Source organism: uncultured Devosia sp., assembly GCF_964244875.1.
In the GTDB taxonomy this organism is placed as follows: domain Bacteria; phylum Pseudomonadota; class Alphaproteobacteria; order Rhizobiales; family Devosiaceae; genus Devosia.
This window is the reverse complement of the sequence record NZ_CAXTKA010000008.1, coordinates 104,211-116,318: the sequence shown is the minus strand read 5'-3', so window position 1 is coordinate 116,318 and position 12,108 is coordinate 104,211. Positions and strand designations below refer to the sequence as shown.

Below are 12,108 nucleotides of genomic sequence, written 5' to 3'. Positions count from 1 at the left end.
GGCGTCCTTCCACCACTGTTCGCCTGCAGGCCGCCCGTGTGAAAGGATGGGTGGAGTGTACGCGCGGTTCCACGTGTGGGGATAAGATGGGTAAGTCGGCTGTGGCAGGATGGTGCCAGACGGAGCTTGTGCCCATGGGAAAAATAAAACCATGGCGCGGGCACTAGTCGAATTGTCGTCGTCCCACGCGTCGGGTTGCGTCAACATGGCGATGGAGAGCGAAATGGAACTTCGGGACGACGAGCTGGTGAATTTCGAAGCGCAGGGGGCGGTGTTGCCGGCGGGTGGCGAGCAGGGCGTGGTCGAGCGTGACGGGGCGCGGATCTGGTACGCAGCCTATGGCCAAGGCGTGCCGGTGATATTGCTGCATGGCGGGCTGGGGCATAGCGGCAATTTTGCCCATCAGGTGCCGGCGTTGATCGATGCGGGCTATCGAGCGGTGGTGATCGACAGCCGCGGGCATGGGCGCAGTACGCGGGACGACAAACCCTATAGCTACGGGCTCATGGGGGACGACGTGCTGGCGGTGATGGATGCGCTGGCGATCGACAAGGTACCGGTCGTAGGGTGGAGCGATGGGGCGTGTGTCGGGCTGGTGCTGGCCAAAGAGAACCCGGGGCGCATCAGCGGCGTGCTGTTTTTTGCGTGCAATGTCGATCCGAGCGGCACCAGGCCGTTCGAGTTTACCCTGATATTGGGGCGATGCATCAATCGGCACAGGGCGGACTATGCGGCGCTGTCGGCGACGCCGGACCAGTTCGATGCGTTCAGTAAGGCGGTGGGGCTGATGCAGCGGACGCAGCCGGACTATGCGGCTGCCGATCTCGAGTCGGTCACGGTGTCGGTCACCGTGGTGCAAAGCGAGTTCGACGAGTTCATCACGCCCGAACATGCGGCTTACATCGCGCGCACGATTCCGCAAGGCTCGCTGGTGGAATTGGCGGGGGTCAGCCATTTCGCGCCATTGCAGCGGCCGGCGCTGTTCAACGGGGCCATGCTGGATTTCCTCGCCGGTCTTGCGCGCTGATCAGGGCACCGGCAGCTTGGCAAAACCCTTGACGAGAATGGGGCCGGTGGGGCGGCCGGTGGGAGAGCCCGGGGATGGCTCAAGCGTAATCTCGTAAAGCTGGCCGGCTTGCGGCATGGGCAGGCTGGGGCCGGCCAGGCTGATGTCGCGGGCACTTTGCAACGTGCCGAGCGATACCGGGCCAGTGGCGACATCGGGCAGGGTCCAGACCTGCAGAATCTTGCCTTCGGGCACGGCCAGGCTTTGCAGCGGCACCAGATGGACGCTATCGTCGCTGAACGCTTCAACGATGACGGCAGGACTGGAGTCCGACTGGTCGAGCAGCACGGCAATGATCGCCGGTTCCGGCGCGGTGCGGGCGGCATTGCCAGTGAAGTATCCCACGGCCAGAGCAACGAGCAGGCTGGCGGCGACGGCGAACCAGCCGGCGGGCGGCAACGGTGGGCGATGGCGCTCGAAACGGACGACTTCGGCTGGTTCGGCAGGAGCCGTGCCCGGCGGGGCGATGGCGTCCAGGCGCTGCTCGATCGCCGACCACAGGGCGGCGCTGGGGCGCTCTGGGGGTGGGGTGTCGAGGGCCTGCATCCGTTCGGCAAATTTTGCGACCATGCCGGCGAGTTCGGCATCCTCGGCCATGGCCCGCTCGAAAGCGAGGCGATCGACATCGTCCATCAGGCCCAGCACATAATCGCCGGCCATGCCCAGCCGGTCCTGGCGCGTCATGACAGGCAATCCTGGAGTGCGGTCGTGCTGCGCCGGATCCAGGCCTTGACGGTGCCGAGCGGCGCATTGAGGGTGGCGGCGATCTCGCCATGGCTGAGGCCGGTCACGTAGCAGAGCAGGATGGCGCGGCGCCGCGGCTCGTCCAGCTGCTGCAGGCAGAGGCGCAGCGCGTCCCGTTCGGCGAGCGTGTCGAAGGCGGCTGCGGCATCAACAGCGCGATCGCCTAGTTTGGCCAGTGTGTCGCCATCATGATAGTCCATGCGGCCGGCATCGCGCAGCAGATTGAGCGCGCGATTGCGCACGATGACGGTCAGCCAGCCACGCGGCGTGCCCTTGGCGCGGTCGAACTGGCCGGCGCGCTGCCAGATGGCGACGAAAGCATCCTGCACCACTTCCTCGGCCAGGTGCTGGCGGCGCACGATGCGCCGGGCCACGGCGATCAGGCGAGCCGCCTCCGCATCAAACACGGCGGCAAGCGCCGACCGGTCGCCCTTGGCTATCCGGCTGAGCAGGGCATCGAGATCGTCGGTTTCGGCCAGCAGTTGCAACATCGGGTTCCGTGGTTTGGCCACACCATGATTACACGCCAGAGCGCCGGCTGGATGCAGGTCCCAGATTTATTTCTCGAGGCTGCATCCGGGGCGCGATCCGGCGGGTAGAGGCAATGTAACCGGCGTTCAGACGCCAAAAGAAATTGCAAGGAGACCTGCCATGACCAAGATTGTTCGCCTGACCCTGATGACGAGTGCCGCCATGACGCTGATGTCCGCTGCGGCGCTGGCCGCGCCGGCCGTAGCACTGGCCGGCGACAAGACGCTGGTGATGTTCGATACCGAGACGCTGGCTGTCGCCGGAATGATGGATGTCACCGGGGTCGAGAGCCTGCACGGTATCGACGTGCGCCCTGCGGACGGCCTGCTTTATGGCGTGGCGGCGGACAATACGGTGGTGACCATCGAGCTGGCCACGGGCGCTGCGACGGTCAAGTCGAGCTTGTCCGAAGCCTTGCCCGAGGGCGTGGCAGCGATCGTCGACTTCAACCCGATGGCCGACCGGTTGCGGCTGATGGGCACGGACGGCACCAATCTGCGCGCCAATGTCGATGACGGCATGGTGACGGTGGACGGCAAGCTGGCCTATGAAGAGGCCGACATGCATGCCGGCGAGGCGCCTGCCATTGCAGCGGCGGCCTATACCAATTCAGTGGGCAAGCCCGAGGCCACCAAGATGTTCGATATCGACACCACGATCGTGGCGCTGATCCAGCAGACCAAGCCCAATGACGGCACGCTGGCCGCGATCGGCAAGCTGGGGATCGATGGCGCGGAAAACTACGCCATCGATATTTCGGCTACGGCCGAACTGGTCAACACCGCCTATCTGCTGGCGGGCACGACCCTGCATACGGTTGATCTGGAAACCGGCGCCGCCACCGCCGTGGGCGAATTGAGCGGGCTCGACGGCATGGCGGCTATCCGCGATATCGCCATCCTGCCGTAAAGGGACGATCGCCTCGGCGGTCGCGCTTCGGTGCGGCCGTCAATCCTTCTTGAACAGCTTATCGAGCATGGCGGCCATCGGCCCGGTCGGCTTCAGGGTGGCTTGCGGCGCGGGCGGGCGGGCTTGGCGGATGTGGCTCTGCGCCTTGGCCGGGGCAGGCTCAGCGGCGGTTTGGGTGGCCAGGGCGATCTTGTTCATGAAGCCGTTATCGTCGCCGACGACCAGCAGGGCGGCATTTTTTGCAAGGGCGTCAAGCAGCGGCTCCAGCCAGAGCTGGTCGGATTTGGCGAAATCGCCCAGGACGTGGTGGATCACCAGGTCCTTGTTGCCGGGATGGCCGATGCCGAGGCGAACGCGGCGATAGCCAAGGCCAAGCTGCGGATCGATCGAGCGCAGGCCATTGTGGCCGCCATTGCCGCCGCCGATCTTGACGCGCACCTTGCCAGGCGCGAGATCGAGCTCGTCATAAAGCACGCTGACATCGATGGGGGCTATTCTGTGGAACTGGGCGACCTGCTGAACGCTGTTGCCCGACAGGTTCATCATGGTTTGCGGCTTGAGCAAGAGCACGCGCTCGCCGGCGATCTGGCCTTCGGACAGAAGGCCGGCATATTTGGACTTCCAGGGGCCAAAGCCATATTCGCGATGGATCGCGTCGGCAGCCATGAAGCCGATATTGTGGCGGTTGTGGCGATATCGGTCGCCAGCATTGCCCAGGCCAACGAGCAGCTTCATCACGGGCTTCCCAAAACAGACGAGGCGACCGCAAGGCCGCCTCGATGCAATAGCAGAACGATCCAAGCCGGTTAAGCGGCCGGCGTCTCTTCGGCGTCGTCTTCGGGCTCGCCACCTTCAGAGGACTTCAGCGCCGATGGGGCCACGATGGTGGCGATCGTCGCGTCTTCTTCATGGCTATGGTCGGTCGCGCCGGCGGGCAGCTTGATCGATGACATATGAACGCTATCGCCGATATCGAGGCCGGTCAGATCGACGGTGATCTCCTCGGGGATATTGTCGGCATCGACGGTCAGATCGAGCGTGTGGTGGACGATGTTGAGCGTACCGCCGCGCTTGATGCCGGGGCTGGCTTCTTCGTTGATGAAGTTCACATGCACCTGCACGTTCAGCTTGGCGCCCTTGCCGACGCGCAGGAAATCCACGTGCATGGCAAAATCCTTGACCGGATCGAGCTGGTAGTCGCGCGGGATCACCGAATGCTTGGTGCCATCGACATCGAGGGTGATGACGTGGGACAGAAAGCCACCGGAATAGATGGACTTCATCGCGTCCTTGTAGGCGATCGAAATGGTGACGGGGGGCTTCTTGTCACCGTAGATAACAGCGGGAACGAGTCCCTGACGACGCAGTTCGCGAGCGGCCCCCTTGCCCACTCCCTCACGCGCCTGAGCCTTGAGCTCTTTGGTCGCAGCCATGGAAAAATCCATTCTGGGTTGGTGTATGCGTCACTACAACGGCATACGCGCCCGTCCTCCAGGGGTGACGAGCGCTTCATGGGGCGGGCTATAGCTCAAAGGGGGGGGCGGGGCAAGAGATTGATCTGCTTTACCTCTCCGTTTGGGGGAGAGGTCCGCGCGCAGCGTCGGGTGGGGGGCCTTAATCCAGCAGGCTCGAGACGCTTTGTTCGCTAGCAGTCCGGGCGATGGCTTCGCCGATGAGGGGGGCGATGGAGATGCGGCGGATGTTGGCGGCCGTCTGCACCAGATCGGTTTCCTCGATCGAGTCGGTGATCACCAGTTCCTTGAGCTTGCTGGCGGCGATCCTGGCGGCGGCGCCGTTGGAAAGGACGCCGTGGGTGATATAGGCGGACACTTCGAGCGCGCCGGCCTTGAGCAGGGCTTCGGCGGCGTTGACCAGGGTGCCGCCCGAATCCACGATGTCGTCGATCATGATGCAGTGCTGGCCGGCCACGTCGCCGATGATGTTCATGACTTCGGACACCCCGGCCTTGGGGCGGCGCTTGTCGACGATGGCGAGATCAGCGCCGATGCGCTGGGCGATGGCACGGGCACGGGCGACGCCGCCGACATCGGGCGAGACGATCATGACATTGGAATTGTCGTAATTGTCCTTGATATCGCGGGTCATCACCGGGGCGGAATAAAGATTGTCGGTCGGGATATCGAAAAAGCCCTGGATCTGGGCGGCGTGCAGATCGAGCGTGATGACGCGGTTGACGCCGGCTTCGGTGATCAGGTTGGCCACCAGCTTGGCCGAGATGGGGGTGCGCGAGGCCGATTTTCGATCCTGGCGGGCATAGCCGAAATAGGGGAGAACGGCGGTGATGCGGCGGGCCGAGGAGCGGCGCAGCGCGTCGGTCAGGATCAGCAATTCCATCAGATTGTCGTTGGCGGGAAAGCTGGTGGACTGGAGGATGAAGACATCCTCGCCGCGCACATTCTCGTGCACCTCGACATAGACTTCCTTATCGGCGAAGCGCTTGACGGTACAATCGGTCAGGGGAAGTTCGAGGTAACTGGCGACGGCTTGGGCGAGGGCACGGTTGGAATTGCCGGTGACCAGCTTCATTGCACGATCCTGTCTCAACGTATCCGGAGGATACCCCAGTTTCGCCGGTTCTTTAGCCCCTGCGGACAGGGGGCGCAATGTGACAAATCGATGATTGGCGAATATTGGCTATGCGCGCCCGATGATGGCGATTTGCCGGCCGGTTATCGTGCCGTGGTGCGTTGCGTAGCGATGCGAGAAATAGCGCTCGGGCGCGCCATAGGTGCAGGTGCCGACGCGATCGATCTGGCCGACGCCGGCGATTTTCAACTGGTCGGCGACGAAAGCCGGCAGATCGAAATGGGCGCGGCCACCGTGGGGCGCCGAGAAATAGCGCCAGCCATTGGACCAGAGCTCGATGAAATCGGCCATGAACTGGGGGCCCACTTCGTAATTCTGGTGGGAAATCGTGGGGCCGATGGCGGCGATGGTCGTGGCCGGGTCAGCGCCCAGGTCGACCATGGCGGCAATGGTGTTGCCGACAATGCCGTCGACGGCACCGCGCCAGCCGGCATGGGCAGCGCCAATGACGCCCGATCGGGGATCGGCCAGCAGGATCGGTGCGCAATCGGCGGTCAGAATGCCCAGCGCCAGCAGCGGCAGGCGGGTCACCATGGCGTCGGCTTCGATCGGCTGGTCGCCGGTGGGCCGTTCGGCCAGGGTGTGGACGCGGTTGGAATGAACCTGCTTCAGCAAATAGAGCTGGGCGCGTCGAAAGCCGATGGCCGCGGCCGCCCCGGTACGGTTTTCGTCCACCAGCAGCGGCGTGTCGCCGATGGCGATGGACATGTTGTTTTCGGCAAAATGGCCGTTCGAGCTGCCACCCTTGCGCCCGAAAAAACCATGCGGCATGGCGTCAAGCAGTGGACTGGACTCAAATGGGACAGTCATGGGGAAAATCCGGGTGGAACCAGGCCGGGACTGGCGGCGCAGAAGGCCTTGAACAGATCGCCCATCTGGTCGGGAGCGGTGAGGCGGCGGCGGGCGGCGGCAATGTCGGCGGCGGCGCCGGGATTGGCCAGGCCCAGCGCCTTGGCACGATCGCCGATGCCGAGGCGGTCGAGGAACCGGGCTTGGGACACCAGGGGATGAACCGTGAGGCCGGCCTTGCCGGCGGCATCGCCAAGGGCGTTGAAATCGACATGGGCGGACAGATCGGTATCGCCGGGGGAGGCCAGCACGTCGGCATAGGCGTGGCGCCTGATGCCCTGGAGGGTTTCGCCAGTCTGGGTCATGGCGTAGCCGTAGTCGATGGCAAGGATCGCGCCACCCTGGGTCGAGACGGTGTGCGCTAGGCGGGACATGACCTCGGTGCCGGCCAGGGCGGCTTCGTAGATGGCATTGGGAGCAGCATCGGCAACGGCGTCGGGCATGACGCTGGGGGGCAGCGGGGTGGGCGAGAGGCCGAAGGCGCGCCGACCCTCGAGGAGCCCGACCACGCGCTCGTGCCAGCCCTGGGTCGTGCGCACGAACTGGCGGATAGGCAGGGCATCGAAGAATTCGTTGGCGACGACGAGCAGCGGACCGTCGCCGACCGTGTCGAAGCCTTGGATCCAGTTGGGATCGTAGGCCTCGAGGCGGGCATTCTGCTCGGCGATCAGGGCGGGATTGGTTTCGAACAGGCGCAGGTCGAGGGCGTCGCGGAAGCCTTCGGCACGGCAGGCGACGCGCAGCATGTCGGCCATCAGCGTGCCCCGGCCGGGGCCGAGTTCGAGCAGGGTGCAGGCTTTGGGCTGGCCCATCTGCTGCCAGAGATTGACGACGAAAAAGCCGACCAGTTCGCCGAACATCTGGGAAATTTCGGGGGCGGTGATGAAATCGCCGGCGGCGCCGAGCGGGTCGGCGCCTTTGTAGTAGCCCTTGTGGGGATGGGTGAGGCAGAGGCCCATATAGGTGGCCACGGACATGGGGCCGGTGGTGCGGATCTGCATGTCGATCAGGTCGGGGAGGGTGGGGGAGTCAGGCATGGTGTGCACCGTCCCCTAATTGACCATGCCGCGACGTCATTCCCGCAGCGGCCAAGATCGTGCCACGCCCTCGTGGTTCGAGGCTCGCAAAGCGCTCGCACCTCACCATGAGGGCTACTTTCATTGCACAGATTTGCCAGCAGTCTTGATCATGAGGTGGGAGGCGTAGCCGACAATCGAACCGCGAGGACGTGCCAGAAAGAATGGGTTCCCGCTTTCGCGGGAATGACGCCGAGATGATTGGTGGGGCAGTGTGGACCGGAATGTTACCGAACACGGCGCCGCCTCATGGCGTACAGAATCAGCGCGAGGCCGAAGACGACGAAGGGGATGGACAGAACCATGCCCATGGTGAGCCAGCCGCCATAGAGATAGCCGATCTGGATATCGGGGAGGCGCACGAATTCGACGGCGATCCGGGCGAGGCCGTAACCGATGCCGAAAATGCCGGCGACCAGGCCCGGGCGGCGCAAGGCGAAGAAGACGTGGGTAGCGATGCGGATGACGAGGAAGAGGAGGATGCCTTCGAGGGCGGCTTCATAGAGCTGGCTGGGATGGCGCGGCACTTGTTGGGGATCGGTGGGGAAGATGACGCCCCAGGGCAGGGCGGTGGGGGCGCCATAGAGTTCGGCATTGATGAAATTGGCGATGCGGACGAGGAAAATGCCGATGGTGCTGACCGCCGCGATCATGTCGAGCGAAGACAGCCAATTGCCGCCCTTGGAGCGGGTAAAGAGGATGGCCGCCAGCATTAGGCCGATGGCGCCGCCGTGGAAGGACATGCCGCCATCGAGCGTATTGATGATCTCGAGCGGATTGGCCAGATACATGGGCAGATTGTAGAACAGAACATAGCCAACGCGCCCCCCGACCACGATGGCCAGCATGGTCCAGAAGGCGAAGTCCCAGATTTCGCCGGGCTTGAAGGGCGGGGAATTGTCGGCCCAGAGCGAGCGGCGGGCCAGCAGGGTATAGGCATAAAGCGCGCCAAGGCCGGTGCCGAACAGATAGCCCAGCGCATACCAGCGCACCGCGAGCGGGCCGATGGAGAAGGCGATCGGATCGATATCGGGAAACGGCAAAATGGGCTCCGCACTGACTGGCCGGACCATTGCCGCTTCGCCCGCTCTGGTCAAGTCGGCATGGCTGGCCTACATATCAGGCTAACGCGCCGCCTAGCGGTCCCCATAGTCAAGGATGACGCCATGAGCCAGAGCAGCAGGATTTTCGACGATATCGGCCGGGTTATGAACGAAGCCGCCGGGGTCGCCGACGGCGTGCGCCGGGAGGTCGAGACCGCGGTCAAGTCTCAGGCGCAGCGCTTCGTCGCCGACATGGACCTGGTCAAGCGCGAGGATTTCGATGCACTGCGCGAACTGGTGCAGGTGCAGGGCGAGGAAATCGACGCGCTGCGCCAGGAACTGGCCGTGCTGACGGCCAAACCCAAGACCAAGTAATTGCGACTGGCCGTCATTTCGGACGTGCATGGCAATCGGCTGGCGCTGGATGCGGTGCTGGACGATATTGCGCGTCAGGGTGTCGATGCCGTGGCGTGCCTGGGCGATCATGTGAGCGGGCCGCTCGATCCGGCTGGATCGGCTGCGCGGCTGATGGCGCTTGATGGCCCGGTCATCTGGGGCAATCACGATCGCTGGCTGGTGGAGCGGGCGGACGCCGCGCTCGATCCGGTGGATCGGTTCGCTTTGGCGCAGTTGAGTGCGGAGCAGCGCGCCTGGCTCAAGGCGATGCCGGCGACGGCGGTGTTCGGGGGCGAGGTGTTCCTGTGTCACGGCACGCCGGGCAGCGACGAGACGGTGTGGCTGGACAATTACTGGCACGACCGGCAGACGACGCTGCCCAGCGAAGCGAGCATCGTGGGGCATGCGGAGGGGCTGGATTATCCATTGATCCTGTGCGGGCATACGCATGTGGCGCGCTCGGTGCGGTTGCGCGACGGGCGGGTGATCTTCAATCCGGGGAGCGTGGGACTACAACTGGTGCATGGTTCGCCCGACGCGCGCTATGGCCTGGTGGAGCGGCGCAACGGGCAATGGTTCACCAGCATAAGAATGGTGCCCTATGCGCATGACGCGGCCGCAGAGCAGGCGCGGGCCAACGGGTTTGGTCAGTGGGTGGAGGCGATCTCGACGGGCTGGGCGGACGCGGACGGATTATTTTAGCGGCCTGTCTTGAGAAGCGATGCACGCCAGACACAGGGCGGGGCAAAGGCCCTTCGGGGCTGATAGCTTTAACCAAGTGTTAACACAATCGGTCCGATCATCCACAAGAGATTGGCCGGTCCGGTGCTCCGGTCGTCCCCTGAATCAGCGGGGCAGTGTAGGGTCGAGCTTCGGGACGATTCGTAAGCCTTGAGTGCGTGCGGCCGGTACCCTTGCGTTCTTGCCGGCCCAGCGGCCGCCCTTTTACACGTTGCCAAGCCAGGAAACGTCATGTCTCTGCTACAGGTCGAGCCCGATCGCATGGTGCATCCGGTGGACATCATCGAGCACATCGCTTCAATCAACGATTGGACCTTCGAGCGCCAGGATGCCGATGAGATCTCGATTTCAGTGCGTGGCGGCTGGAGCGACTATCACGTGTCGTTCAACTGGATGGCGGATCTGGAGTCGTTGCATATCGCCTGCGCGTTCGATCTCAAGGTGCCCGAGGGACGGCGGGGGGAAATCCGGCAGCTGATCTCACTGATCAACGAGCAATTGTGGATCGGCCATTTCGACATCTGGAACAAGGAAGGCGTCGTGCTGTTCCGTAATTCGCACCTGCTGACGGGGGGCGCCGAGGTGTCGCCGCAGCAATGCGAGGCGCTGCTGCGCTCGGCAACCGATAGCTGCGACCTTTATTACCAGGCGTTCCAGTTCGTGGTGTGGGCCGGCAAGACGGCCGCCGATGCGCTGAGTCACGTCATGTTCGAAACCGTGGGCGAAGCGTGAGCGCGGCATTGTCCAGGATCGGCCCGGTCATGCTGGTGGGTGCCGGCAAGATGGGGCTGGCGCTGGCGCAGGGCTGGCTCGAGGCCGGACTGGCGTCCAGCAATCTGGTGCTGGTCGATCCGGCACCCGGCGACGCCGCGAAGGCGCTGGCCGACGATTTCGAGCTGCAGATCTATCCCGAGGCGGCGGGACTGTTGCCCAATATATTGGTGCTGGCGGTCAAGCCGCAGATCATCGATGCCGTGATGGGATCGTTGCGACCCGTCGTTGGGCCGCAGACGCTCGTGGTCTCCATTGCCGCGGGGATCGATATTGCGCGGCTGATGCGCGGGCTCGATACCGACCGGGTGGTGCGCACCATGCCCAACACGCCGGCGCAGATCGGCAAGGGCATTACCGGAGCGGTGGCCGGTCCGGGTGTCGCGGGCGAGCAGCGGGCTGCAGTGGATGCGCTGCTGGCCGCCGCGGGGCCGGTGATCTGGCTTGAGGTCGAGAGCGATCTGGATGCGGTGACTGCCGTATCCGGATCGGGGCCGGCCTATGTGTTTTACCTCGTCGAGGCGCTGACGGCGGCCGCGATCGAGCAGGGCCTGCCTGCCGCTATCGCGGTGCAATTGGCGCGACAGACGGTGATCGGTTCGGCCGCGTTGATGGAGGCCGATCCGGCACCGGCCGCGACCTTGCGGCAAAACGTGACCTCGCCGAACGGCACCACAGCGGCCGGACTGGCCGTGTTGATGGGGCCTGCCGGGTTGACGGCACTGATCGGGGATACGGTGGCGGCGGCGCGGCGGCGCAGCGAGGAACTCGGCCGGGGTTAGACTGCGGTTACAAGGCTTTGGTCAGCGTGAGCCGATCGAGCACGGGGCGGTCGCCGGGGTCGACCATGCCGACGAGAAAGCCGCGCACGATCCGGCCGGCATCGGGCGGCAGGTTGGCAATGGCGGCATCAATGCGGCTGGCCTGGGTTTCCGAGAGCGTGGCGAAGAACACCCGGCCCTTGTCGGTGGCGTGGAGCAGGCGCTGACGCCGGTCATTGTGGCCGGTTTTTTGTTCGATATAGCCGTTATCGATCAATTGGCGCAGCACGCGGGCCAGGCTCTGCTTGGTGATCTTGAGGATATCGAGCAGGTCGGCCACCGGCATGCCCGGCCGCAGATTGACGAAGTACAGCACCCGATGATGGGCCCGCCCGAAGCCCTGGCGCTCCAGCAAGGCATCGGCGCCGCCGACGAAATCGCGATAGGCGAAGAAAAACAATCCCATGACGTCCAGCGGCATGTCGGCCGTCAGCGAAGCGCTGAAATTTATGTCAGCCTTGTTGACATTGTTTTGGTTCGCTGCCATTGTCTTCCCATCAGGAACGCCAGCCAGTCTTATCCCAAAGCCGTCGAGGTTTGCCAAGGGCTTGAGG

Annotated in this window: 15 protein-coding genes; 6 read left to right on the top strand and 9 right to left on the bottom strand. The window is 64.3% G+C overall.

Going from position 1 to position 12,108, the window contains the following annotated elements:
- The first annotated feature begins 223 nt into the window (after window positions 1-223).
- Window positions 224-1,027: an alpha/beta fold hydrolase gene (locus ACFE8X_RS11260; protein WP_375451564.1), complete on the top strand. Its 804-nt coding sequence runs from the start codon at window positions 224-226 to the stop codon at window positions 1,025-1,027.
- Here ACFE8X_RS11260 and ACFE8X_RS11255 read toward each other — a convergent pair whose 3' ends face one another.
- Together ACFE8X_RS11255 and ACFE8X_RS11250 are read right to left on the bottom strand one after the other, a co-directional pair.
- On the bottom strand, window positions 1,028-1,750 hold the full coding sequence (locus tag ACFE8X_RS11255; protein WP_375451563.1) for an anti-sigma factor domain-containing protein: 723 nt from the start codon (window positions 1,748-1,750) through the stop codon (window positions 1,028-1,030).
- A complete protein-coding gene (locus ACFE8X_RS11250; protein WP_375451562.1) occupies window positions 1,747-2,301 on the bottom strand; it encodes a sigma-70 family RNA polymerase sigma factor in 555 nt (184 codons plus the stop codon). Before ACFE8X_RS11250 ends, ACFE8X_RS11255 begins: the two co-directional genes overlap by 4 nt.
- Window positions 2,302-2,461: 160 nt before the next feature.
- Between ACFE8X_RS11250 and ACFE8X_RS11245 the strand changes: the two genes are divergently transcribed.
- Window positions 2,462-3,250 carry a DUF4394 domain-containing protein gene (locus ACFE8X_RS11245; RefSeq protein WP_375451561.1) on the top strand — a complete coding sequence of 263 codons (789 nt, stop codon included), beginning with the start codon at window positions 2,462-2,464 and terminating at the stop codon, window positions 3,248-3,250.
- A gap of 39 nt (window positions 3,251-3,289) precedes the next feature.
- Here ACFE8X_RS11245 and pth read toward each other — a convergent pair whose 3' ends face one another.
- The 6 genes from pth to lgt all read right to left on the bottom strand — a co-directional run bounded on the left by pth (window position 3,290) and on the right by lgt (window position 8,855).
- Window positions 3,290-3,985 carry an aminoacyl-tRNA hydrolase gene (gene pth, locus ACFE8X_RS11240; protein ID WP_375451560.1) on the bottom strand — a complete coding sequence of 232 codons (696 nt, stop codon included), beginning with the start codon at window positions 3,983-3,985 and terminating at the stop codon, window positions 3,290-3,292.
- Window positions 3,986-4,056: 71 nt separating this feature from the next.
- Entirely contained in the window at window positions 4,057-4,683 is a 627-nt protein-coding gene (locus ACFE8X_RS11235) for a 50S ribosomal protein L25/general stress protein Ctc (protein WP_375451559.1), read from the bottom strand.
- 181 nt (window positions 4,684-4,864) lie between these two features.
- Window positions 4,865-5,797 (bottom strand): ribose-phosphate pyrophosphokinase, encoded by a 933-nt coding sequence (locus tag ACFE8X_RS11230; RefSeq protein ID WP_375451558.1) that lies wholly within the window; start codon window positions 5,795-5,797, stop codon window positions 4,865-4,867.
- Between the two features lie 108 nt (window positions 5,798-5,905).
- Window positions 5,906-6,667 carry a peptidoglycan editing factor PgeF gene (gene pgeF / locus ACFE8X_RS11225; RefSeq protein ID WP_375451557.1) on the bottom strand — a complete coding sequence of 254 codons (762 nt, stop codon included), beginning with the start codon at window positions 6,665-6,667 and terminating at the stop codon, window positions 5,906-5,908.
- Window positions 6,664-7,743, bottom strand: a complete 1,080-nt coding sequence (locus ACFE8X_RS11220; RefSeq protein ID WP_375451556.1) for a class I SAM-dependent methyltransferase — start codon at window positions 7,741-7,743, stop codon at window positions 6,664-6,666. Before ACFE8X_RS11220 ends, pgeF begins: the two co-directional genes overlap by 4 nt.
- Before the next feature lie 266 nt (window positions 7,744-8,009).
- Window positions 8,010-8,855: a prolipoprotein diacylglyceryl transferase gene (gene lgt / locus ACFE8X_RS11215; RefSeq protein WP_375451555.1), complete on the bottom strand. Its 846-nt coding sequence runs from the start codon at window positions 8,853-8,855 to the stop codon at window positions 8,010-8,012.
- Window positions 8,856-8,948: 93 nt separating this feature from the next.
- On the opposite strand from lgt, the gene ACFE8X_RS11210 reads away from it, so the two are divergent.
- The 4 genes from ACFE8X_RS11210 to proC all read left to right on the top strand — a co-directional run bounded on the left by ACFE8X_RS11210 (window position 8,949) and on the right by proC (window position 11,515).
- The gene (locus tag ACFE8X_RS11210) at window positions 8,949-9,200 is read left to right on the top strand and encodes an accessory factor UbiK family protein (protein WP_375451554.1); all 252 of its coding nucleotides are present in this window, start codon (window positions 8,949-8,951) and stop codon (window positions 9,198-9,200) included.
- Complete coding sequence (locus ACFE8X_RS11205) at window positions 9,201-9,923, top strand: metallophosphoesterase family protein (RefSeq protein ID WP_375451553.1); 723 nt, start codon at window positions 9,201-9,203, stop codon at window positions 9,921-9,923.
- A 270-nt stretch (window positions 9,924-10,193) separates the two neighbouring features.
- Window positions 10,194-10,694 carry a YbjN domain-containing protein gene (locus tag ACFE8X_RS11200; RefSeq protein WP_375451552.1) on the top strand — a complete coding sequence of 167 codons (501 nt, stop codon included), beginning with the start codon at window positions 10,194-10,196 and terminating at the stop codon, window positions 10,692-10,694.
- On the top strand, window positions 10,691-11,515 hold the full coding sequence (gene proC / locus ACFE8X_RS11195) for a pyrroline-5-carboxylate reductase (RefSeq protein WP_375451551.1): 825 nt from the start codon (window positions 10,691-10,693) through the stop codon (window positions 11,513-11,515). Before ACFE8X_RS11200 ends, proC begins: the two co-directional genes overlap by 4 nt.
- 7 nt (window positions 11,516-11,522) lie before the next feature.
- Here proC and ACFE8X_RS11190 read toward each other — a convergent pair whose 3' ends face one another.
- A complete protein-coding gene (locus ACFE8X_RS11190; protein WP_375451550.1) occupies window positions 11,523-12,041 on the bottom strand; it encodes a MarR family winged helix-turn-helix transcriptional regulator in 519 nt (172 codons plus the stop codon).
- Window positions 12,042-12,108: the final 67 nt, after the last annotated feature.